Raw genomic sequence first — 22,661 nt, forward strand, 5'->3', positions numbered from 1 at the left:
GGAGAATCCGCGTATTTGCTTCGCAAATCCGCACCGGCTTCGGCCGCCTGCCGGCGTCCTCGCCCGCGGGCTAAAAACGCTTACGCGTTTTCTTTACGCCCGCGCCCTGCATAGAGTTCGATTCTCCGCGGTATCTATATGTAATAAAAAAGCAGGTAGAAACACTTCTCTACCTGCCTGTAACTATTGGTGGAGGCGCGGAGAATCGAACTCCGGTCCACGAAAGCCCCCTGATTGGCATCTCCAAGCTCAGTCGCTGGTTTAGTCTCGGACGCTTTGCGCGCAGCGACACGCTCGCGGCATCCCAACCGGTTCGGTCTTAGCCCGCGCCATACCGATTACGTGCGCGGGAGCATTCCCCTAACATGACGTCGCGCCGGTGTCGGGGAAATCACCGGGTTGACGCGCCGCTATAAACTAAGCAGCGAGAGCCATAGGCTCAAAAGAAGAGTTGTTGTCAATTCAATTTGACGGTACCCCTGTTTAACGAGGCGAGGAGACCTCGGCTTGCTTCCTCTCTCAGAGCTATCGTGTCGAAACCAGTCGCCCCCGAATGTTGGGAAAGTCTGGATGGTATCGGGCCTGCAAACACCCGATAACCGTCGACTTTTCAAGGAACACGCGGGATAAACCCCGCTCGTGGATAGCTATCTTACCACGTTCTAAAGGCAGACAGCTGCTCTATGCACGAGCTGTGAAGACCCTAATGTGCACCATACTTCGCATTTTTGCCACTGAACGCGTCACGTATATTTTCCCCAAGCAAAATTGACCCGTCGAAAGGACCGTTATGGATACCAAGCAGCAACTCGTCAATGCCCTCGCAGGCCTGGGCTCAACCATTACCGAAGCTATGGATGTCATCGAAGGCTTTGTCCCCTGCGGACATCCTGCCCTCACGGTATCAAACGCACTCGTCGCGCTGGACGCTGACGATGATGCAGCTCTCGCCCAGCAGTTTGAGACCGTCGCGGGCTTTATCGACCACGTGAGCGAGAACCGCGGCGTGGCCGCCTACCACGGCATCGAGGTCGAGCTCGCGGGTCCCAAAGCCGATCTGCTTGCAGCAATCCGCGAGGTAGGCGCCCTTATGCAGACCGCCGGCGTCAAGAACACCCAGGTCAACGAGTGGGTCTACCGCAGTCTAGCAGCACTAAACGATTCCGACGAAAAGGCCGCCGAGAAGCTCGTCGAAGCTCCCGTCATCAAGGCAGCGCTTTTGTAATTAAAGGATGCGTGGCCTTCTGAGCGCCGACGTTCCGAAGGCCACGCAAACAGTTCGCGCTAACCGATAGCCGCGCCACCACGTTCGGCCAAAGCTAGAATCGGCATCATTTGGCGCGGGGTCTTTGCTGCAAGATCGGCATGTTCGAGCAGCTTGCGATTGTTGGTCACCAAGTAATCGATCTGCGCGCGCTTGCACGCGGCGAGTACCAAGTTGTCCTCGTAATCGCGATGGAGCGCTAAGTATTTGTCGGCCAGCCAAAGGTCCGATGCATCAGCGCCCACGGCCGTGGCGTTTTCGGTCATGTTCCGAACAAACGCCGACGCCGCATCGCCAATTGCACGGACAGATGCCTCGTCGAGCGCTCCCCCGCCGGCAAGAACGCTACGCTTCGGCTCGTGTTGGACAACGTACAGCACGTCCTTGGCGATATGCACCGGAAAGAACAGCAACGCCCCCGTCTCCGTCGCCTGCCCAATAAACGCGCGCGGCAAGCGACTCGGTATGCTCGGCGCAAAACGAATCGACCCATACGTTGGCGTCCACCATAATCTTAAGGGGGCCTCCACTCACAGGATCATCCCCTTTTGGCGATAATGCTCATCCATGGCCTCGGAATAGATTGTGTCCCAGCTGCGGTCATCAGACGCAGATGATGTATCGATGCCCAGGTCCGCGTAAATCTGATCCACCGCCGCCCATGATGCGACAAACGGCGAGGTGGTACCAGCGCTAGGCGGCTGGTCGTCAATGGCCGACAACACCTCTTCGCACGAACCGCCACCCTGCGCAACCTTGGCCACCACCTTTTTGATGAGCTCGGGCAGTGACCCGCCCGAAAGCCGCAGCGCCTCCTCGGCGCGGTTCTTGACCTGGCGATCCACGCAAACGTTCACCTGCGCCATGCCGCTAGCAGCACCCACGTCGATCTCGCTCCCTTCAATTGCTAGCCTCGATAGCAACACTATATAGAGACGCTATCAATTGGGGTCAAATACAAAAGGCCTGCATCCGGACGACACCGATGCCGTCTGGGCGCATGCCAGATAACGTGGGCAAACACGTCTCCTAACGCAGATATGCCTTCGCGTTGCTCAGGCTGTAGGCGATTGTCGAGCCGTTGTGCAGCAGCGACGATGCCTGCGGGGCAATCGCGCCGGTAATGCCCAGTACCAAGAGCGCCGAGTTGGTGAGCATCACCTTAGAGTAGGAGCTCGTCAGACGATCAACGAGACCCTGGCTCATGCGGCGCAGACGCACGATCGCAGCAAGATCCGTATCGATCAGGATGATATCGGCGACCTCCTTGGCGATGTCGCTTCCGCCACCCATTGCAAGCCCCACGTCGGCCAAACCGAGCGCCGACGAATCGTTGACGCCGTCGCCCACCATGGCAACATGGCGCCCCTCGCTCTTAATACGCTCCACATACGCGTACTTGTCCTCGGGCAGCAGCTCGGCCTTAAACTCGTCGACCCCTGCCCCTCGCGCAATGCGCTCGGCCGTGCGCTCGGAATCGCCTGTGAACATAACGACATGCTTGACGCCCAGAGCATGCAGGTCGGCGATGACCTCACGGACCCCAGGCTTGAGCGGGTCCTCGATGCCGAGCACGCCGACGACCTTGCCATCGACCGCCAAATACAGCGGCGACAGGCCCTGCATCTGAGGCTCGATTTGCTCCTTAATGTCGGACTCGAGCTGCGCGCGCTCATCCTCAAATACAAAGTGCGCGGAACCGATGATGACGCGACGCCCTTCGATGGACGAAGCGATGCCGTGTGCCACGATGTGCTCGACGACAGCATGCCGCACGCAATGCCCTGCACGCAGGCATTCTTTACCGGAGCGCTGGCGAGCAGCTTGATGCCAGCCGTACCAAGCAGAAAACCGCCACCGACAAGCAGGGTGTTAAACGTCGACTTCTACATGTTGCTTCTCCCTTTTGCCGCATTGGACACGGCACGGTGCCTCAGCACCCGAGTGAATAAGTTTGCATGAGCACACTTTTGGATAATAGTTAAGTTGGACTAACTATTAAGGTCAAAAATGGTTAACTTTCTGGAAATCTTAGGGTGCAGACCGGCCGACTTTCGACAATCGGTCTGCCGCAACGTACATCTCCGGCATCCAAGAAAGACTCTCCCCCGTCCCAGCAAATCGAGGTCTAATACTTTTCCCGAGAAGTGAACGAGCAAAATCGGACCCCTGAAGCATCCGCATTTTTTAGTAACAAAACCGCAGGGAAAACTCGGCAAAACCGCAGGAAACAGCGTCCAAATAGTGTCGATACTTCAGAGGTCCAAATAAGGTCGTTCACTTCTCGGGAAAAGTATTAAGTTTCGCTTTCCACAGCCCAAAAATGTGACCAAGGGACCGTCCCTGCGCCACATCCACAAAAAAATGAGGGTGCCAACGGCACCCTCATTCACCAAATTCCATTCAGCCCGACTGACCAGAACGGCCGAGTCGCCACGGAACCGAGGGGCCGGGCGCAGGGCCTTGCCTCTCAATGAGTTCCGCACGAACAGGAGGCGCCAGTGGCGCCTCCGTCGTGAGTCAGGACTGTCCGAAATTGAGAGGCAAGGCCCTGCGCCCGGCCCCTCGGTTCCCGCTTACGAGAGCGAGGTTCTCAGCAACTCGTTGAAGAGCTTCGGGTTACCCTTGCCGCGACTCGCCTTCATGCACTGGCCCACCAAAAAGCCGATGACCTTCTGGTTGCCGTCACGATACTGCTGTGCCTGCTCGGCACAGTTTGCCAGCACCTCGTCCACAATCGGCTGCAGCGCGCCGGCATCGCTCACCTGACGCATACCGCGCTCGTCGACGATCTTGTTGGGGTCGTCGCCGGTCTGGGCCATGGCCTCAAAGACCTCGTGAGCCTGGTTGGAGCTGATGGCATCGGTCGCCAGCAGCTTGGCAAGCGCTGCCACCTGAGCCGGCGCGATGCCGGACTCGGCGAGCGACACGCCCGCGCCCTTAAGGTAGGCGATCATCTCGTTCACCAGCAAGTTTGCAACCGTCTGGGCCTCCTTGCCAGCCATACCGGCAGCGGAGGCCTCAAAGAACTCGGCAAACTCCGGGTCACCGGCGATTTGCTCGGCATCGGCCGCCTTAATGCCAAAATCGGCCTCAAAACGGGCGCGCTTGGCATCGGGCAGCTCGGGAATCTCACCTCGGCAGCGATCGATGAACTCGTCGTCCAGATCGAACGGCGCCAAGTCGGGGTCGGGGAACAGACGATAGTCGTCGGCCGTCTCCTTCACACGCATGACCACGGTGCGCTTGCGGCTGGGCTCCCAGTGGCGGGTCTCCTGATAGATAATGCCGCCCTCCTCGAGCACCTCGGCCTGGCGGCAAATCTCGTAGGCAAGGCCGTCGTGCAGGCTCTTAAACGAGTTGAGGTTCTTGAGCTCGGTTTTGGTGCCCAGCTTGGTCTCGCCGCGGCGGCGCAGCGACACATTGCCGTCGCAGCGCATGGAGCCCTTCTCCATGGAGCAGTCCGAAATGCCCAGCGTCACAAAAATGCGACGGAGCTTTTCCATAAACAGGCGAGCCTCCTCAGGCGTACGCAAGTCGGGCTCGGTGACGAGCTCAATCAAAGGCGTGCCGCAGCGGTTGTAGTCGACGAGCGACTCGGCAGCGGCGGTAATGCGGCCCTCGGCACCGCCCACGTGCACCATCTTGGCAGCGTCCTCCTCCATGTGGATGCGCAGGATGCGGATGGGCACCGTGTAGGAACCGTCCTCGCGACGCTCGGGCATCTGCAGGTTGGACGCGTCATAGCTGGCCAGATGGCCGGCGCGCTGGTTGCCCTCGCGCATGGTCGACGTCATGGACGTGGACAGGCCCTCGGCGTTGGCCGAGGCGCTCGCCAGGCTCTGGGCCTCGGCCTCGCCAAACGCGCAATCGGGGCGCTCTGCCGCGCCGCGACCAGTCACGTCCAGGTCCAGGTGACCGTACATGGCAAAGGCGACTGGACCCTGCGTGGTCTGGAAGTTCTTGGCCATATCGGGATAGAAGTAGTGCTTGCGGTAGAACATCGAGTGGCGCTGGATCTCGCAGTTGGTGGCGAGGCCGGCCTTAACGATGCTCTCGATGGCGCGCTTGTTGGGCACCGGCAGGGCGCCGGGCAGGCCCAAGCACACCGGACACACGTTGGCGTTGGGCTCGTCATCGTGGCTGAGCTTGCAGTTGCAGAACATCTTGGTATCGAGTGCGGTGAGCTCGGTATGAATCTCCAGGCCGATCACGGCCTCCCAATCCTGCAGGACCTCGGAAAGCTCCTTCATTACAGCTCGCCTCCCTTCCCGGCAAAATCGGGTGCGACGGAAAGCGCGGGCGCACCCGTGGCGTCATCGGCAAAGCCGCGCTCCAGGGCGCGGGCAAACGTGAGCAGCTGACGGTCCTTAAACGCCGGACCCACCAGCTGGGCAGAAACGGGCAGCTGAGTATCCTCGCCCAAGCCCAGCGGCACCGAGATACCACCGTTGCCGCAAATGTTGAGCGAGATGGTGTACAGGTCGGAGAGGTACATCTGCGTGGGGTCGCTGATCTCGCCAAACTTAAAGGCCGTGCGCGGCGAGGCGGGCATGAGAATGGTGTCCACCTTGGCATACGCGGTGTCGTAGTCCTGCGTGATGAGCGTGCGGGCCTTTTGCGCAGCGTAGTAGTACTTGTCGTACACGCCCGAGCTCAGCAGGTAGGCGCCGAGCATCTGACGGCGCTTGGCCTCGGCGCCAAAGCCGTGGGCGCGCGACAGCGAGCTCTGGTCGGACAGGTTGGCGCAGCCCTCCTCCTGATAGCCGTAGCGAATACCGTCGAAGCGGGCCAGGTTGGAGAACGCCTCGGCCGGGCCGATGACGTAGTAGGCGGCGATGGCGGCATCCAGGTGCGGCAGGTCGACCTCGACCAGCTCGGCGCCCTGGTTCTGCAGCTCCTGGGCGGCGCGCTGAACAGCGGCCTTGACCTCGGACGTCAGGCCCTCGGCCTCCATAAACGCGGGGATGATACCCACGCGCTTACCCTCGATGCTGTCGTTGAGATGCTCGGTAAAGTCGACGGCGCAATCCTGGCTGGTGCAGTCGTAGGGATCGTGGCCCGCGCCGGTAAGCGCGTTCATGGCCAGCGCGACATCCTCGACCGTGCGGCCGAAGGGGCCCACCTGGTCGAGCGACGAGCCAAAGGCGACCACGCCGTAACGGCTCACGGCGCCATACGTGGGCTTAAAGCCCACCACGCCGCACAGCGACGCCGGCTGGCGAATGGAGCCGCCGGTGTCCGAGCCCAGCGAGAGCGCGACCTCGCCCGCGGCGACGGCGGCAGCGGAGCCGCCCGAGGAGCCGCCGGGCACGCGCTCGGTATCCCAGGGGTTGTTGGTGCGGTGGAACGCCGAGCTCTCGGTGGAGCTGCCAAAGGCAAACTCGTCCATGTTGGCCTTGCCCATGGGCAGGCAGCCGGCATCGAGCATGCGCTGGACGCAGGTGGCGGTGTAGACGCTCTGGTAGTTCTCGAGCATGCGGGAAGCGCAGGTGGTGCGCGTGCCCACAAGGTTCATGTTGTCCTTGATGGCCAGCGGCACGCCCGCGAGCGGGGGCAGCGGCTTGCCTGCGGCACGATCGGCATCCACGCGCGCGGCGGCCTCGAGCGCAAGCTCGGGCGCCACCTGCAGGAATGCCTGGACCCCGCCCTCGCGCGCCTCGATGGCGGCAAGGGAGGCCTGGGCCACCTCGGTAGCGGTAAAGTCGCCAGCGGCAACGCCCGCGGCAATCTGGACAGCGGTAAGGGAATCGAAGCTCTGCGCCATTACTCGCTCTCCCCCTCTCCCAAAATGGACGGCACGCGGAAGTAGCGGTCGCGCGCGCTGCCGGCGTTTTCGAGCGCGACGTCGAGCGGCAGGTCGCGCTCGGGCTCGCGCAGGTCATCGCCCATCACGTTGGACAGGCTTCCGATGGGATGGAACGTGGGCTCCACGTCGGGCAAGTCATATTGCAAGACGGGCTCGAGCATCTGGACGGCATCGTTCATGTAGGACGTCATCTGGGCGAGCTCGTCATCGGTCAGTGCGATCTTTGCGTACTCGGCGATACCGCGCACGTCTTTCTCGCTGAGTGCCATAGGCGCTCCCTTCCGCATAACAGTTAAACCGCTCTAGTATACAAGGCAACGCCGGCTTGGAGCAGGCGCTTTACCCAAATGCAGCGAAAACGTAACGAGGGTGGCGGTTGGCAGGCGGCGGGCCGGCGGTTCTGCAGCGAAACCGCACCGTCCATAGCGAAAACCGCCACAAAGGTGCCTGCCCCCTTTGTGGTGGCCGGATCCGCAGGATGGCATGACCCGGGGCGCAAACCATCACAACATTCGACGTTATTCGGCAAAATCGCGATTTTCATCGAATGTTGTGATGGTTTTTACTGCTTTGCGGCACGATCCAAATGCCGGCGTCCAAACAGCAGCAGTGCCGCGGGAACCGCCGTCACGACCATACCCGCCCCGATGAGCGTCTGCTGCACGCCAAACGTCGCCGCCAGCCACGGGGCAATCGCCAGCGGCGCCACGCCGGCGAACATGTTGCCAAAGCCCATGACCGAGTTGACGCGACCGAGCTGTTCGAGCGGGGCCGTCGTTTGCACGATCGTGTTGTGGAGCGGGTTGACGACGCCCCAGGCCACGCCCAGGGCAATCTGGCCGACAAGGGCTACGCCCACGTACGGTGTCCCCACATAGAGCAAACTTCCCAGGCCCACGGACAGAAGCGCCACAAGCAGCGTCTTAAGGTTGACCAGGTGCGGCGGCAAGCGGAGCGCGACCACGGCGCCCAGCACCGCGCCCACGCCGCAGGCAGACGAGAGCCAGCCCATCCACTCGACACCGACGTGCAGAACATCACGGTAGAAGAATGACTCCAGTGGATCGAAGGCGCCATAGCCAAAGTTCGAAAGGAAAATAATGCAGAACAGCAGGGCGAGGACGCTGTTGGTAAAGACTGTCTTGATGCTGGTCACGAAGGTGACGCGGGTGGATTTATTGGAGTCGGAGCTTTGAATGGCAGTACTTGCCGTTGTGCTGCTATCCGCGGGAGCACTTTCGCGCGCGGCGACGCGACCTGCTTGCGGCCTAAAGCCCCAACCGGCGACGAGCGCCAGTACGGTAAAGATCATCATGAGCAAAAACACCGCGTGTGACGATGCAGCCGCCGCGACAAAGCCGCCCAGTGTGGGGCCGACGATAATGCTCACGTTGGAGAGCATGGCGATGGCGGAGTTGATGTCTTTGAGCTCGACGGGGTCGTCGGTGAGATACGCCGGATAGGACGTGGCGACGGGCTGGGTGAATCCTATCACAAAGCCCAGGAGCACCGCGCCGGCAAGGACTGTTCCGGTCGCGCTGCCAAAGGCGATAATCGCCGCGCCGGTTGCCAACGTGCCGAAGATACTCGCCCGGAAATGCCGGCACGGACCCCAAGCGTCAAGCGCCGCTCCACCCGCAAAGGATCCCAGGATCACGAAGACGTTCATAAACAGGACGGCCAGCGATGTCGCCACGACCGAGGCATCGTCTGCATAGGTGAGCGTTCCGATGACGCCGATGAAGTAGCTGGTCTGAAAGCCGGTATATATGAGGAAGCGCATTGCCACCAGGTGCTTAGCCTGCGCGGACAACGAAGGGTGAGGTTTTGAGAGAAGAGATACGAGCACGGAGACTCCTCGTTTCATACGAATACGGGCGGTGGACATTCGTCGCCGTCTGTCAAATCAATCTATCCGCATGAAACATTAAGGACGCATCAGGACCCTTCTCTCCGTTTTTCGCCCGTCATGAACTACTTGGTAGATTGTAAGGCATGTCACAAAAATCTACCAAAGCAAAAACCACCACAAAGGTGCCTGGCCCCTTTGTGGTGGAAATGACGTTTGCCCAGATAGAACCTGCCAAAATAAACCTGTCCCTTTTTGGCAGGTTTTAGGCCAGATGGTCTTGGATAAGGTCGCAGATGGCGCGGGCGTCGTTGATGTTGATGGCTCGGGCCGCAAAGCCTGCATCGAATGCCTGGCGTGCTAGGGCTTCGTTGCAGGCAAGGGCCAGCGTGCGGCCGTCGACCAGGTCGAGCGAGCTCTTGCCACGCAGACGGTCGACACCGGAGCGCGCGACCACGATGTTGTCGAAGCCCTCGGTCTTGTAGCCCTCGATGATCACCACGTCGACATCGTTGTAACGCGACAGCAGCTCGCGCGCGGGCATCTCGTCCTCCTCGCGCGTGTCGGCGTACTCCGCCCAGCGCGTGGCGCAGATGAGGCCCACGTGCTTGGATCCGGCCTGGTGATGGCGCCAGGTATCCTTAGCGGGCACGTCGATATCAAAGCCGTGGTGCCCGTGATGCTTGAGCGAACCCACGCGCAGGCCGCGGCGGGTGAGCTCGGCGATAACCTTCTCGACGAGCGTGGTCTTGCCCGAGTTTTGGTAGCCGATAAACGCGATCGCGGGGACGGCCGGTGTCGGAGCTGCGGGCGCGACGGCGACGGGTGCGCTCGCGGGTGCGGCACCGTCAGTGGCCACGGCCTCAACAGCAGCAGCCTGACGCTCTGCGCGGTCCCATACGCCCGAGCGGCCGCCCTCCTTGTGCAACAGGCGCACGTCGACGATCTCCATGCCGCGATCAACCGCCTTGCACATGTCATAGATCGTTAGGCACGCGGCACTCGCGCCGGTCAGGGCCTCCATCTCGATACCCGTCTTGCCCGTCACGCCGGCCGTAACCAGTACGTGAAAGCCAACCTGCCCGTCCGCGCGCGCCGGTGCCCAGCCCTCGGGCACGTCCTCGGCCGGCGTCCCCGCCGGAGCGATGGGCGCAATGTCGCACTTGCTCTTGGTAATGAGCAACGGATGGCACATGGGAATGATGTCGCTCGTGCGTTTGATGGCCATGATGCCCGCCACGCGCGCGCAGGCAAGCACGTCGCCCTTTTTGGCGCGGTCCTGCAACACCATGGCCTGTGTCTCGGGATGCATGAGGATGGTGCCCTCGGCGATGGCGATGCGATGGGTCTCGGCCTTGTCGGACACATCGACCATGCGCACCTCGCCCTTGGCATCCACGTGCGTCAGCTCGTTGCGACGTGCGTCACGGGCGGGTTCGGTGGCCGCGCTGGAGGTCGGCTGCGCGGACGCGTCGGCATTGCCAGCATTCGCCGCGGCCGTGACTTTGTGGGCAGACATCGCGGCCCTGCGAGCGGCCTTGGTGGCGTCGGCGTACCTGCTCTTGGCCATATGATCATCCTCCGATTTGGGACATAAATCGTTGCGTGCCCTCAATTATCGCGTGTTCCTGCGGTTTGTGGGCCACGGCATCGCGCCAAATCGAAAGTACCTGTATATCATCACCACGGCGCAGGGCGTCGCGCACCGAATACTCGGCATCGCTAAACAGGCACGGACGCACGTTGCCATCGGCCGTCAGGCGCAGACGGTTGCAATTCGCACAAAAATGGTTGGACATGGCGCTAATAAAGCCAACCGTTCCCGCCGCGCCCGGAAAGCGCCAATAGCGCGCAGGGCCCGCGCCGGCAGGAGCGTCGTTGATGTCGAGCGGCTCGAGCTCGCCCAGTCCCGTCGCGGTGGCCCCGGCATTGATGCGCGCCCGCAGCTCGTCACTCGGCACGGTATCGCTCGCGTCCCACAGCTCGAGATTGAGCGCGGGCGCATGCGGGTCCACAGCGCAATGCGAGCTCGTGTGCTCGTCGCCGATGGGCATATATTCGATAAAGCGCAGGTGGATGGGACGGTCGAGCGTGAGCCGCGCGAGGGCCGCCACATCCTGGTTGAGCCGGCGCACAACAACGCAGTTGACCTTAACGGGCTCAAAGCCCCAAGCCAGCGCCGCGTCGATGCCGGCCATGGTCTGCTCGAGCCGACCCAGGCGCGTGATCTTTCCAAAGAGCGTAGGGTCGAGCGTGTCGAGCGAGATGTTGACGCGGTTAAGCCCGGCATCTTTGAGCTGCGGCGCCAGCTTGGGCAGCAGGGCGCCGTTGGTGGTGAGCGAGATGTCCTCGATCTGAGGGATTGCGCGGATGTCGCGAATAAGCGGAATAATACGGCGGCTGACCAGCGGCTCGCCGCCCGTCAGGCGCACGCGGCGAATGCCCTCCCCCGCCACCAAGCGCACAAAGCGGGCGATTTCCTCGGCGCTGAGTAACTCGTCGTGTGCACGGGGCGCCACGCCATCGGCCGGCATGCAGTAAATGCAGCGGAAATTGCACTTGTCGGTAACGGCAATGCGCAGGTAGTTGATATCGCGGCCAAAACCGTCATGCTGCACGTGCCCGTCCACGCAGCCCTCCCCTCACGCGGCGTTTTATTCTTCGAAAAACATAATACCCCACGAGAGAATCATGCCGACACCCGTACGACAGGAGAGGTCGCTTCGAACAAGGCCGGCTTCCCAAGCCCATCCTCAACACGCAAACCTTGACTCTACAATCGTTATAGGGTTTTCACTACACTGGTACGTAAACAGACCCAGCCAGAAAGCCCCACCTATGGAACACGACCTCACACGCGGCAATGTCCTTAAGACCATCGCGGTCTTTGCCCTGCCCTATATGCTCTCGTACTTTTTGCAGATGCTCTACGGCATGGCCGACCTGTACATGATGGGGCAGTTTAGCGGTGCCGCCGGCATCACCGCCGTGGGCAATGGCGCGCAGACGCTCTATATCATTACCGTGACGCTCGTGGGTCTGGCCATGGGAACGACGGTTATCGTCGGCCACGCCGTGGGCTCGCGCCGCTTCGATCGCGCCGAGACCGCCATCGGCAACACCATCACGCTGTTTATGGGTGTCTCGGTAGTGCTGGCAGCCATCCTGCTCGCACTGTGCCCGCAGATCGTGGCACTTATTGGCACGCCAGCCGAGGCAGTCGAAGGAACCGCCGCCTACCTGCGCATCTGCTTTGTCGGCATCCCGTTTATCGCCGCATACAACATTCTCTCGGCCATCTTTCGCGGCCTGGGCGATTCGCGCTCGCCCATGTACGTGATTGGCGTGGCGTGCATCATCAACATCGCACTCGATTTTCTGTTTATCGGCCACATGGGACTCGGCCCCGTGGGCGCGGCGCTCGGCACGGTAACCGCCCAGACGGCCAGTGTTGCCCTCGCGCTCGTGTGGCTTAAGAGCCGCCGCACGAACATCCATGTTAAGCGCAGCGACCTGCGCCCCCAGCCCGAGGTGCTCGGCGGCATCCTTAAGATCGGCGTGCCCGTGGCCGTACAGGACGGCTGCATCCAGGTGGCGTTTATGTTTATCACCGTCATCGCCAACCATCGCGGCCTGGTCGACGCCGCCGCCGTGGGCCTGGTCGAAAAGATGATCAGCTTTTTGTTCATTGTACCGAGTTCCATGGGCGCCACCGTCAGCGCACTCACGGCGCAAAACGCCGGCGCGGGCAAGGGCGACCGTGCGCGTCAGGTGCTCAAAGACGCCATGACCATCTCGGTGGTGTACGGCTGCCTGATCACGGTGCTGATGTGGCTGGTGGCGCCGGCGTTTATCGGCTTTTTTGCCAAAGACCCCGCGGTGGTCGCGGCCGGCACCGGCTATATGCGCAGCTACATTTTCGATGCAATCTTTGCCGGTATCCACATTTGCTTTAGCGGATTTTTCGCTGCATATGGCAAGAGCTACATCGGCTTTGCGCACAACGTGCTTGCCGTGGCACTCATTCGCGTGCCGGGCGCGTGGCTGCTGTCGAACGCCTATTCCGACACGCTGTTTCCCATGGGCATCGCCTCGCCGTGCGGGTCGATTCTGTCGGCAGTCATTTGCGTGATGGCGTTTACCGTACTCAACCGCCGCGGAGCTTTTGACAAGTTGGCAGCGTAGCGGGGCCACGCGAAATCGCCCTCATTGACGACATCATCAGCGACGACCCCGCGACCTACGTGACGCAGATCACGATGCCGGTTTCCCCAACAAAGTAAGAACCGCCCGGAAGGCATCGCGCTTTCGGACGGTTCTTCAATTTGACTATTGATGCCTTAAGCCTGGGGCACCTCACCGGTAGCCAAGATCTGCTCGAGTGCGTCCTCGTCCAGCACGGGCACACCCAGCTGCTCGGCCTTGGTGAGCTTGGAGCCCGCTTTGGGGCCGGCGACCAGATAGCTCGTCTTCTTTGACACGCTGCCCGAGACCTTGGCGCCGAGCACCTTGAGCGCCGCGCCCGCCTCGTCGCGCGTGCGGTTGACGAGCGTGCCGGTCAGCACGAAGGTCAGACCCGCGAGCGGCTGTGCGTCGGCGAGCTCGCCTGCCACGCCAGCGTCGGCTGCGGCTTGCGCGTGCGCGGCGCCCAAATCGACCTCGAGCGAAAGGCCCGCCTGGCGCAGACGTTCCAGGACGGCAAGGTTCTCGGGCACGGCCAGGAACTGCTTGACGCTCGCCGCAATCTTGGGGCCGATGCCCTCGCACTCGGCAATATCCTCTTCGCTCGCCAAGATAAGCTTGTCAATCGACAGGAATCGCTCGGCGATGACCTCGCCCACGCTCTTGCCCACGTGACGGATGCCCAGGGCAAACAGCACGCGACCGAGCGGCTGACTCTTGGACTTGTTGAGCTCGGCGATGATTTTCTCGGCCGTCTTGAGGCCTACCGGAATGGGGTCGCCCTTCTTAACGCCCTTTTTGCTGTTGGAGCTGGCATAGGTGCGCCCCGTGTCCAGGCCTGCGATGTCGTCGACCGTGAGCTGGTAGAAGTCTGCGACGTCGTGAATCAGGCCGGCGGCGATCATCTTGTCGACGATCTCGTCGCCTAGGCCATCAACGTCCATGCAGCCGCGGCTCACCCAGTGGAGCAGGCGCTCCTTGAGCTGTGCGGGGCAGTCGATGGACACGCAGCGGTAAGCCACCTCGCCATCCTCGTGGACCACGGGGCTACCGCACACGGGGCAGACCTCGGGCATCTGCCAGTCGACCGAATCGGCCGGGCGCTTGTCGAGCACCGGGCCCACGACCTCGGGGATAACGTCGCCCGCCTTGTGCACGATGATAGTGTCGCCCTCGCGCACGTTTTTGCGACGGATCTCGTCGATATTATGCAGCGTGGCGCGCGCGATGGTGGAGCCGGCAACCGTCACCGGGTCGAACTCGGCGACCGGCGTGAGTACACCGGTGCGGCCCACCTGGATGCGAATTTCGCGCAGGACGGTCTGCTTTTCCTCGGGCGGGAACTTAAAGGCAATGGCCCAGCGTGGTGCGCGAGCGGTAAAGCCCAGGTCGAGCTGCTGCTGGAAGCTGTCAACCTTTACGACCACGCCGTCGATGTCGTAATCCAGGTCGCCGCGGTGCTCGAGCGCCTGGGCACAGAACTCGTGGACCTCGGTCGGCGTGGCACAACGAGCCACGTTAGGGTTGACGCTAAAGCCGGCGCTACGCAACCAGTCCAGAAACTCGCGCTGGCTGTGGACGTGCAGCGGATCGGTATCGGCGATGGCATAGATAAAGGTGGCCAGATCGCGGCGCGCCGTGACCTTGGGATCCTTCTGACGCAAGGATCCGGCGGCGGCGTTGCGCGGGTTGGCGAAGGGGTCGCGGCCCTCGGCATCGGCCTCTTCATTCAGGCGAACAAAGCTGCCCTTGGGCATATAGACCTCGCCGCGTACCTCGATGGTGCGCTCGCGGTCGGTGCCCATATGGGCGAGCGCCGGCTCGGATAGGTGCATGGGCACATCCTTGATAGTGCGCACGTTGAGCGATACGTCCTCGCCCGTGGTGCCGTCACCGCGCGTGGCGGCGCGTACGAAGGTGCCGTTTTGGTAGGTAAGCGCGACGCCCAGACCGTCGATCTTAAGCTCACAGGTATAGGTGACGCTACCGGCGCCGAGCGCATCCTCGGTGCGCTGGAGCCATGCGTCGAGCTCGTCCAGATCCATGGCATCGTCCATGGAATACATGCGTGCCATGTGCGTGACCGGCGTAAACTGCTCGCTCACGTAGCCGCCCACGCGCTGGGTATAGCTGTCGGGCGTCACCAGGTCGGGGTAGGCAGCCTCGATTTCCTGCAGCTCAACGAGCATTTTGTCAAAGGCAGCGTCCGTGATCTCGGGCGCATCGAGCATGTAGTAGCGGTAAGCATGGTAGTCGAGCTCGTGGCGCAACTCAGCCGCGCGCGCTGCCGCCTGGGCACGGGTATCGGCCGGCGCAGCGGTATCCGTGCTCGCTGGCGTTTCGGTATCGATGTCCACGCCGTCACCAAACAGGCTCGATTGCTCCATAGCGGCACTCCTTCGCTCGATTTCAAACGGATACAAGAGTACCACCGGTCGCGATGGGGCCGAATAGCAGTCTCCAACCGCACCGAATTGGCAGCGACCGAACCAGGGTTGGACAGTTAGTTCAGATTTGTATAATTACGCGCGCCGAATCGAGCTGAAATATCGGCTTTTCGCCCCAATCAATCGTTCTGAACGGCAAATTAGGTTTGCTTCCGTCTTCGAGACACCCATCTCGGCCCGTCTTTCATTTCAAAACCGCTCAAAACACGCCTCAGACCGCATCCGTTTTATACAAATCTGAACTAACTGTCCAAGCCCTTCCGAACCATGCCCTTGCCATTTCTAAATGATCCGTTTTCCTCCGCCCCCAACGGATCAATAGGAAAAGAGGGGCTGTCCCGCGCTGGCGGAACAGCCCCTCTGGCTTCGATATGTGCGATACAGCTCGTTAGAAACCCTGACCGTAGCCTTGCCCCTGACCCTGTTGGCCCAGCAGTTCTTCCAGGTACTGGCGCAGTTGCTCGTCGGTAATGCCGCCGTTGCCGGTGTCGGTCGCGCTGTCGTTCTGCTGCTGGTTCTGCAGCTCCTCATCAGAACCCAGCTCGACCGTGACCTTCTTCTCTTCCTTGCCGCGCACGAGCGTAATCTCGACCTTCTCGCCCACCTCGTGGCTGCGCAGCGCGATAATCAGGCCATCGGCGCTCGTAATCTCATCGTCACCCAGCTTGGTGATGACATCGCCCTCTTGGATGCCAGCCTTGGCGGCAGGACCGTCCTCGACGACACTTGCCACATACGCGCCGCTATCGGTGCCGAGATTGTTAGTGCGGGCGTTGAGCGCGTTGACGCTCGAAAGCGTGGCGCCCAGGTACGGATGAACCGGCGTCTTGCCGTCGATGATCTGGTCGGCGATGTTCTTGGCATAGTTGACCGGAATGGCAAAGCCCACGCCCGAGCTGGAGCCCGAGTAGCTCTCGATAAGAGAGTTAATACCCACGAGTTCGCCATTGTCGTTAACGAGCGCGCCGCCGGAGTTGCCCGGGTTGATGGCGGCATCGGTCTGGATCATGTTGGCGTAGATGGTGTTGCCGCTGGTAGAACTCATGGCCGTGGAGCGATACAGCGCCGACACAATGCCCGTGGAGACAGATTGCTCATTGCCGAACGGCGAGCCGATCGCCATGACCCACTCGCCCACGTTAAGCTTGGAGGAATCACCAATCTCGATCGGCGTGAGCTTGGAGGCGTCAGCATCCTTGAGCTTGATGACGGCCAGGTCGCTCGAGGCGTCGTTGCCCACGAACTCGGCCTCGTAGGTGGTACCGTCGTCCATGGTAACCACGTACTGGTCATAGCCATCGACCACATGGTTGTTGGTGAGGATGTGGCCCTCGGTATCGAGCACCACGCCCGAACCGACGCTGCCCGAACCATCCGACTCGTCGGCAGACTGCGAAAGCGAGCCATTCTGGCTACCGCTCGAAGTGGCGGTGATGGAAACGACGGAGGGCAGGGCCTTGGCAGAAACGGCCTCGGCAAGCGTGGTGTCCTCGGAGTCGATCGTAATCTTTTGCGTCGATGAACCCGAAGCACCCGCCGTCACGACATTCTTTCCGCCGCCAATGTTGAGCGTGCCACTCATAATGAGCGCGATGACCAGCAGGGCGCCGCAGGCGCAGCCGGCGAGCGCCGTAATAAAGATCGGTAGCTTTTTGGTCTTGGTCTTGACCACCGTGTGCTTGGTTACAACCTGCTGACCGCCCAGCGGCTGGCCGGTCTGTGTGTCGTAGGCCTGCACGTAGGGAATGTTGCCGTCGGCAGGCGTCGACTCCACCTGCACGCGCGGCTGCTGCTGGGTCTCGCCAGCGTTGCCCGCATCCTGGGGACGCTGGGAATCGTTCTCGCTCATAGCTGCGATCCTTTCGTCTAATAACCAAAGGCCCGCCAAACATGTGGCGGGCCATCATTGTTCACGTTGAGTTGTACCCCAATATGCGGGCGAGCGTGTATGAGAACGCAATCTTTAAGGAATGCTTAAGTTCTGCTGCAAACTCGAAAGGGATCCACGCATGCGGCAAAACCACCACGAAGGCACCTGCCCCCTTTGCGGTGAAAAGCTAGTCCTTAAACAGATAGCCCACGCCGCGGACGGTGGTAATGTGCGCCGCGATCTGCGGGCCCACCTTAGAGCGGATACGTCGAATGTGCACGTCGACGGTGCGCGTGCCGCCGCAGTACTCAAAACCCCACACGCGGTGCAGCAGCACCTCGCGGCTGTAGGCGCGGTTGGGGTGCGTCGCCAAAAAGCTCAGCAGCGAGTACTCCATCAGCGTCAGGTCGATGGGCTCGTCGTCGAGTGTCACCTGGTAGGTAGCCAGGTTAATCTCGAGGTTATCGATGTTGAGCACATCGTCGGCGGCGACGGTCTCCTCCTCGCCCATCAGGCGCTGCGCACGAGCCTTGAGCTCGTTGGGCGTCGCCGTGGGGCATACAAAGTCGGCATGCGCGTGATTGGGCAGGCGCAGGGTGCCGAGCGCCTCGTCGTCGACGATTACCAACATGGGAACGCCGCCGCGGTCGTCGAGCCATTTGGCAATCTGATCGATGCGGTCGCTGCGGATGCCATCGGAATCGAGAATCAGCAGGTCAAAGTCATGCGCCGCAGTCGGCGAATCGGGGGTTGCCAGGCTCACCTCGACACCCAGGGTGGTCGTCAAGCTGCGGGCAAACTCGTGGAAGCGCGTCGTGCGCGCCATGAACAGGGCACTCTTTTCGGACATATCGACCTCCAAGGAAATGAGCTCAATCGTACTGGAACGAACCAGCGCGATTAGGAGTTCGCCAGATAATGCTTGATCTCCCACTCGGTAATCGTGGACTCAAACTTATGCCACTCGTCGCGCTTCTTTTTGAGGAAGAAGCTGTGGATGTGCTCGCCGAGGGCATCCTTCATAAACTGCGAGTCCTCAAACACGTCGAGCGCCTCTTTGAGCGAGCGCGGCAACGGCGTATAGCCGGCCTCGACCATCTGACGGTCGGTAAGCTTGAGCGTCTCGGCCGTTGCCTCGGGCGGGAGTTCCAGCTTGCGCTCGATGCCGTCCAGACCAGCCGCCAGCGTGACGGCGTTGACCAGGTACGGATTGGCCATGGGATCGGGACTGCGCAGCTCGATGCGCGTGGACAGCTGCTTGCCGGGCTTGTAGACCGGGATGCGGACCATGCTCGCGCGGTTGCGCAGGCCCCACGTAGCGTACTGTGGCACGGAGTCGCCGCCCGTGGTGATGCGCTTGTACGAGTTGACCGTGGGGTTGGTGATGGCGCTGATCTCGCGCGCGTGTGCCAGAATGCCGGCCATATAGTGCTTGGCGATATCGGAGAGGTGGTACTTCTCGTCGTCCTCGCCCCAAAAGACGTTGTTGCCGTCGTGGTCGAACAGCGACTGATGCAAAAACATGGCGCTGCCGTCCTCGCCCGCCAACGGCTTGGGCATAAAGGAGGCGTGGCAACCGCTCTCGTAGGCCTGCTGCTTAATGATGAGTTTGGCCGTGGTGATGGCGTCGGACATGCTCAGGGCCTCGGCGTGACGCAAGCTCATGCCGTGCTGCGAGCGGCCGGCGGCGTGGAAGGTGTACTCCACGGGCACGGACATCTTCTCGAGCGTGAGCACCGTGTTGCGGCGCAGGTCGCGAGCGGCATCGCTCACCGAAAGGTCGAAGTAGCCCACGTTGTCGAGCGGCTCGGGGGTGTGCTCGTCGGGGAAGTAGTAATACTCCAGCTCGGCACCCACGTTGAGCAGGTAGCCGGCCTTCTCGGCCTTATAGAACATGCGGCGCAGGGCGTCGCGCGGGTCGCCGGCAAACGGCTTGCGATCGGGAGTGCACACATCGCAGAACACGCGGGCGACGCCGTTATGGCTCGGGCGCCACGGCAGGATCTGGAAGGTCGAAGCATCGGGGAATGCGAGCATGTCGGCTTCCTCGGGCGTGGCAAAGCCCTCGATGGCGGAGCCGTCAAAGCCAATACCCTCCTCAAAAGCGACCTCGAGGTCTTCGGGGCTAATGGCAAAGTTCTTGAGGCGGCCGAGAATGTCGACAAACCACAGACGCACAAAGCGGATGTCACGCTGCTCTACGGAACGGAGTACGTAATCGATGTTCTGCTGGTTCATGTCGCTCCCCTTTCTTTCGGGCGGGTTTCGACTGGTCTATATCGCAGATACTATCGCAGAAAAATGTTTCCGCAGGGTTAAAGCGTATCAAGCGCCCAAAAAACGTGCGCGAACAGGCAGTTACGAACGAGCGGCTAGCGCGAGGTCGAAGCGCGGTGTTCGATGTGGCCGGGAACCTCGATGCGTTCGGGCGCCAGCTTTGCGGCATCGCCCACGGTGGTGGTAACAACGTCGATACGCTCGGAGAGGCGATCGACCACGCGCTCGGCGATGGTGGGGGTGTCCTGCGCGGCCGTGGTGACTCCGCCAAAGAGCACATGGTTCCAGGGACAGTCGTCAAACGTCGCGATCTTGAGCCCCGCCGGCAGCGAGGGACCAAGCTGCGCCAGCGCCTCGGTCAGGCTCAGGAAAACCAGGCCGTTGACGGCAATGAGGCCGAGCTCTTTTCCTGCATAGCCGCGGATGGTCTCGTCCAGGCGGCCGACGCCCGTGGCACCGCCATCGGCCAGGGTGACGACCTCGCCGGAAAGGCCGCGGCGCGAAAGCTCGTCGGTAAAGGCCTCGTCGCGCTCGCGACGGACGGGGCTGTCGTCGCTTGCTTCGGTGAGCAGGCACAGGTGCTCGCTGCCCGCAGCAGCCAAGGCGTCTACCAGGCCGGCGACCAGCTCACGGTTGTTAGATGTCACCAGATCGACACCGCCGTCGGCAACGTCGCGGTCGAGCAGCACAACGGGCAGGCGTCCCGCTGCCGCGACGATCGCCTCGTCGTTACCACCGCAGGTATTGACGACCAGGCCGTCCACGCCAGCGTCGATAAGCCTGGTGAGCGACTCGGCCTCCTTGGCGGGATCGTTGCCGCTAATGGCTGTCATGAGCGAGCAGCCGCGCGCGGCGGCGCTGGCGGAAAGGCCCTCGAGCATGGCGCTAGAGAACGGGTTGGCGATGTCGGCCAAGATCACGCCGATGAGGTTGGTACGCGAGCTGCGCAGATTGCGCGCGGCGGCACGTGGGCGATAGCCGGTACGCTCGATAACCTCCGCAATGCGAGCACGGGTTTCCTCGGTCATTTGCCCGGGGCGGTTATTGAGATAGCGCGAGACCGTGGCCGGGCTCACACCCGCCTCGACGGCAATGTCCTTGATTCTCATCTGCGCCATAGCGCACCCCGTTTCCCCATTGTCGGCAGTCTGAGCCATTTTAGGCATTTTTTAAAATTCTCGGTTGCAAAACGCTGTAGGTGAGCAGCATCGTTTTTGCGTCTCGAGCAGATGCGATAATGGGCTAGATAGCCGAGTCTTTGGACAGCTCAAAATAATCGGGCTGTAAGGCGATAACCGGACCTTGCTCTTCGGGCATCAGGTGCAGGTGTGTCTCGGCCAGATAGCTCGCCGCGTCGGTATCGCCCCTCTTAATGGCCTCGAGAATCCGGCGATGCTGCCGACGAATCGGCTCCCAATCTAGATCCTGCGACACCATACGCAACCAGTTGTATCGCTCAAAATGCGTATTGACGCTCTTCATCCAATCCCACAACATGTGACGGCCGGCAATCTCAAAACACGTCTCATGGAACAGGTTGTCCAGGTCAAAGAAACGACGCGTTTCGCCATGGTCGAGCGACTCGGACTCGGCAAGAATCTGATCGAGCCGATGCTTTTGCTCGGGTGTGGCGACCGAGCAGCATTTAATGAGTACGCTTCGCTCGAGTTTCTCGCGCAAGAAACAGGCGTTCTCGGCGCGCTCCATGCTGATCTTAGAGACGTAGGTGCCGCTTTTGGGACGCGTTTCCACCAGCTCCTGCTCACGCAGGCGCACAAAGGACTCGCGAATGGGCGTACGCCCGATTCCCGTCTCCTTTTCCAGACCAATCGCCGAAAGGCGCGTGCCGGGCTTGAGCTCGGCATAGATGATCTTGGAGCGCAGTGCATTGTATGCCTGATCTTGCAAGCTTTGATTATGCTGGTGCTGTTCCATAAAGCCCTCGGATAAACCCTCGGTTAGTCGAATACCACCATGCAATACTATCGCATCGACACGCCCCAGCTCCCAATCAGTCTTTTTGGGACGGGGCTCTTTTAGCTACCCTAGCCCGCAGATCGGCCCCTTGCCACAAAAGTGGCCCATTTACTACGTTAACACGGATAGCCTCGGCCATACCAAAAACCGTGAAAACAAAACCGCAGGTAGGCAGCTTGTCGATTTTCGAAAAAGCCGACTATGGTTGACCCCTTCGGCTTAAACGTAGTAGATAGGCCCTTTTCGTGGCGCAGCACTACTGCACCCCAAATTGGCACCCCGAGCCTGTTATAAGTTGCTGCGAAATACGGACGGTTGATGATCAAGGCGCGCTATGCGGGTTGCTATAGCTCGAACGTCCCACGTCCGATGCACCAAAGCATTTGCGACAGCTTCGCGAAACGCCTCGAGAGGAATTCGATCGGTTTGGACGCGCTCCATCCCTTCGATACGCTCATAACGGTAGTAGCGTGCAAACATAGCTACCGCCCTGTCCACCCGCTCAATTGCGGATACATTTGTCGCCGCCTCGCGATCCAAGATCACATCCTCGGTATCACCAAAACGGACGCAATCGATGCCAGGAAAATCATTCTTATCCGCCAAAATCGCCGCAGCGTTGGTATAGCCGTCCTTGCCGAGCAAGCGAAGCGTGCGCATAATATCCGACGTTAGTTCAGAAATGCCGAGATGTTCAACGCACTTATGCTCGAGCGTGTGAAAACTCAAGTCCTAGCGAACCGACGCGAGCGCGTCGAACGTTACGTTGCTGCCTTCGAGCGTCAGCCTGCCATACTCAAACCGGTCGACCTCCACCGTTGCCGAATCGTTTCGCCTGTAGGCCTTCAAGATATAAGACGAAAACCGTTTGCGTACTGATTTATCCGAGACGCAAACGGTTTTCGTCTTGATTTGCGTACGGAATTAAGATGCATAATTTCGCTTTCGTATGGCTCAATACCGGACGCAGACTGTTTTCGTCTGTC

The 22,661-nt window shown here is 61.0% G+C and carries 18 protein-coding genes and 1 other RNA gene; 2 read left to right on the top strand and 17 right to left on the bottom strand.

Annotated elements, in window-relative coordinates; translation table 11 throughout:
• Positions 1–187: 187 nt before the first annotated feature.
• Positions 188–551, bottom strand: a transfer-messenger RNA (tmRNA) gene (gene ssrA / locus ACTQV4_RS06840).
• Positions 552–790: 239 nt separating this feature from the next.
• On the opposite strand from ssrA, the gene ACTQV4_RS06845 reads away from it, so the two are divergent.
• Positions 791–1,225: a hypothetical protein gene (locus ACTQV4_RS06845; RefSeq protein ID WP_427719414.1), complete on the top strand. Its 435-nt coding sequence runs from the start codon at positions 791–793 to the stop codon at positions 1,223–1,225.
• Between the two features lie 59 nt (positions 1,226–1,284).
• Here the strand turns inward: ACTQV4_RS06845 and ACTQV4_RS06850 are convergent, their stop codons facing one another.
• The 9 genes from ACTQV4_RS06850 to moaA all read right to left on the bottom strand — a co-directional run bounded on the left by ACTQV4_RS06850 (position 1,285) and on the right by moaA (position 11,552).
• Entirely contained in the window at positions 1,285–1,719 is a 435-nt protein-coding gene (locus ACTQV4_RS06850) for a hypothetical protein (RefSeq protein WP_441569531.1), read from the bottom strand.
• 75 nt (positions 1,720–1,794) lie between these two features.
• On the bottom strand, positions 1,795–2,148 hold the full coding sequence (locus ACTQV4_RS06855) for a hypothetical protein (protein WP_441569532.1): 354 nt from the start codon (positions 2,146–2,148) through the stop codon (positions 1,795–1,797).
• Between the two features lie 145 nt (positions 2,149–2,293).
• A complete protein-coding gene (locus ACTQV4_RS06860; protein ID WP_441569533.1) occupies positions 2,294–3,040 on the bottom strand; it encodes an HAD-IC family P-type ATPase in 747 nt (248 codons plus the stop codon).
• 800 nt (positions 3,041–3,840) lie between these two features.
• Positions 3,841–5,517 (bottom strand): Asp-tRNA(Asn)/Glu-tRNA(Gln) amidotransferase subunit GatB, encoded by a 1,677-nt coding sequence (gene gatB / locus ACTQV4_RS06865; RefSeq protein WP_441042508.1) that lies wholly within the window; start codon positions 5,515–5,517, stop codon positions 3,841–3,843.
• Positions 5,517–7,031 carry an Asp-tRNA(Asn)/Glu-tRNA(Gln) amidotransferase subunit GatA gene (gene gatA, locus ACTQV4_RS06870; protein ID WP_441569534.1) on the bottom strand — a complete coding sequence of 505 codons (1,515 nt, stop codon included), beginning with the start codon at positions 7,029–7,031 and terminating at the stop codon, positions 5,517–5,519. Before gatA ends, gatB begins: the two co-directional genes overlap by 1 nt.
• Entirely contained in the window at positions 7,031–7,342 is a 312-nt protein-coding gene (gene gatC / locus ACTQV4_RS06875) for an Asp-tRNA(Asn)/Glu-tRNA(Gln) amidotransferase subunit GatC (protein WP_035136890.1), read from the bottom strand. The genes gatA and gatC overlap by 1 nt, the downstream gene beginning before the upstream one ends.
• Before the next feature lie 293 nt (positions 7,343–7,635).
• The gene (locus ACTQV4_RS06880; RefSeq protein WP_441569535.1) at positions 7,636–8,922 is read right to left on the bottom strand and encodes an MFS transporter; all 1,287 of its coding nucleotides are present in this window, start codon (positions 8,920–8,922) and stop codon (positions 7,636–7,638) included.
• 265 nt (positions 8,923–9,187) lie between these two features.
• Complete coding sequence (gene mobB, locus ACTQV4_RS06885; RefSeq protein WP_441569536.1) at positions 9,188–10,492, bottom strand: molybdopterin-guanine dinucleotide biosynthesis protein B; 1,305 nt, start codon at positions 10,490–10,492, stop codon at positions 9,188–9,190.
• 4 nt (positions 10,493–10,496) lie between these two features.
• On the bottom strand, positions 10,497–11,552 hold the full coding sequence (moaA, locus tag ACTQV4_RS06890; protein WP_441569537.1) for a GTP 3',8-cyclase MoaA: 1,056 nt from the start codon (positions 11,550–11,552) through the stop codon (positions 10,497–10,499).
• A 61-nt stretch (positions 11,553–11,613) separates the two neighbouring features.
• Between moaA and ACTQV4_RS06895 the strand changes: the two genes are divergently transcribed.
• Positions 11,614–13,107: an MATE family efflux transporter gene (locus ACTQV4_RS06895; RefSeq protein ID WP_441569538.1), complete on the top strand. Its 1,494-nt coding sequence runs from the start codon at positions 11,614–11,616 to the stop codon at positions 13,105–13,107.
• A 155-nt stretch (positions 13,108–13,262) separates the two neighbouring features.
• Here the strand turns inward: ACTQV4_RS06895 and ligA are convergent, their stop codons facing one another.
• From ligA to ACTQV4_RS06930, 7 genes are all read right to left on the bottom strand, one after another.
• Positions 13,263–15,491: an NAD-dependent DNA ligase LigA gene (ligA, locus tag ACTQV4_RS06900; RefSeq protein WP_441569539.1), complete on the bottom strand. Its 2,229-nt coding sequence runs from the start codon at positions 15,489–15,491 to the stop codon at positions 13,263–13,265.
• Positions 15,492–15,939: 448 nt separating this feature from the next.
• A complete protein-coding gene (locus ACTQV4_RS06905; RefSeq protein WP_441545375.1) occupies positions 15,940–17,400 on the bottom strand; it encodes a S1C family serine protease in 1,461 nt (486 codons plus the stop codon).
• 208 nt (positions 17,401–17,608) lie between these two features.
• Positions 17,609–18,271, bottom strand: a complete 663-nt coding sequence (locus ACTQV4_RS06910; protein ID WP_161145500.1) for a response regulator transcription factor — start codon at positions 18,269–18,271, stop codon at positions 17,609–17,611.
• A 50-nt stretch (positions 18,272–18,321) separates the two neighbouring features.
• Positions 18,322–19,659, bottom strand: coding sequence for a glutamine synthetase family protein (locus ACTQV4_RS06915; RefSeq protein ID WP_427728639.1), 1,338 nt, complete (start codon positions 19,657–19,659; stop codon positions 18,322–18,324).
• Between the two features lie 134 nt (positions 19,660–19,793).
• Complete coding sequence (locus ACTQV4_RS06920) at positions 19,794–20,816, bottom strand: LacI family DNA-binding transcriptional regulator (RefSeq protein ID WP_441067982.1); 1,023 nt, start codon at positions 20,814–20,816, stop codon at positions 19,794–19,796.
• Positions 20,817–20,940: 124 nt separating this feature from the next.
• The gene (locus tag ACTQV4_RS06925) at positions 20,941–21,606 is read right to left on the bottom strand and encodes a GntR family transcriptional regulator (protein WP_441569540.1); all 666 of its coding nucleotides are present in this window, start codon (positions 21,604–21,606) and stop codon (positions 20,941–20,943) included.
• A 357-nt stretch (positions 21,607–21,963) separates the two neighbouring features.
• Positions 21,964–22,404, bottom strand: coding sequence for a hypothetical protein (locus ACTQV4_RS06930; protein WP_441569541.1), 441 nt, complete (start codon positions 22,402–22,404; stop codon positions 21,964–21,966).
• Positions 22,405–22,661 lie beyond the last annotated feature (257 nt).

Source organism: Collinsella sp. LCP19S3_B11 (assembly GCF_052121915.1).
Lineage (GTDB): Bacteria > Actinomycetota > Coriobacteriia > Coriobacteriales > Coriobacteriaceae > Collinsella.

Coding starts and splice junctions, on each gene's coding strand:
- ACTQV4_RS06915 (WP_427728639.1), bottom strand. CDS start 19,659: ATGAACCAGCAGAACATCGATTACGTACTCCGTTCCGTAGAGCAGCGT.
- ACTQV4_RS06905 (WP_441545375.1), bottom strand. CDS start 17,400: ATGAGCGAGAACGATTCCCAGCGTCCCCAGGATGCGGGCAACGCTGGC.
- gatC (WP_035136890.1), bottom strand. CDS start 7,342: ATGGCACTCAGCGAGAAAGACGTGCGCGGTATCGCCGAGTACGCAAAG.
- gatA (WP_441569534.1), bottom strand. CDS start 7,031: ATGGCGCAGAGCTTCGATTCCCTTACCGCTGTCCAGATTGCCGCGGGC.
- ACTQV4_RS06910 (WP_161145500.1), bottom strand. CDS start 18,271: ATGTCCGAAAAGAGTGCCCTGTTCATGGCGCGCACGACGCGCTTCCAC.
- ACTQV4_RS06920 (WP_441067982.1), bottom strand. CDS start 20,816: ATGGCGCAGATGAGAATCAAGGACATTGCCGTCGAGGCGGGTGTGAGC.
- mobB (WP_441569536.1), bottom strand. CDS start 10,492: ATGGCCAAGAGCAGGTACGCCGACGCCACCAAGGCCGCTCGCAGGGCC.
- ACTQV4_RS06845 (WP_427719414.1), top strand. CDS start 791: ATGGATACCAAGCAGCAACTCGTCAATGCCCTCGCAGGCCTGGGCTCA.
- ligA (WP_441569539.1), bottom strand. CDS start 15,491: ATGGAGCAATCGAGCCTGTTTGGTGACGGCGTGGACATCGATACCGAA.
- gatB (WP_441042508.1), bottom strand. CDS start 5,517: ATGAAGGAGCTTTCCGAGGTCCTGCAGGATTGGGAGGCCGTGATCGGC.
- ACTQV4_RS06895 (WP_441569538.1), top strand. CDS start 11,614: ATGCCGACACCCGTACGACAGGAGAGGTCGCTTCGAACAAGGCCGGCT.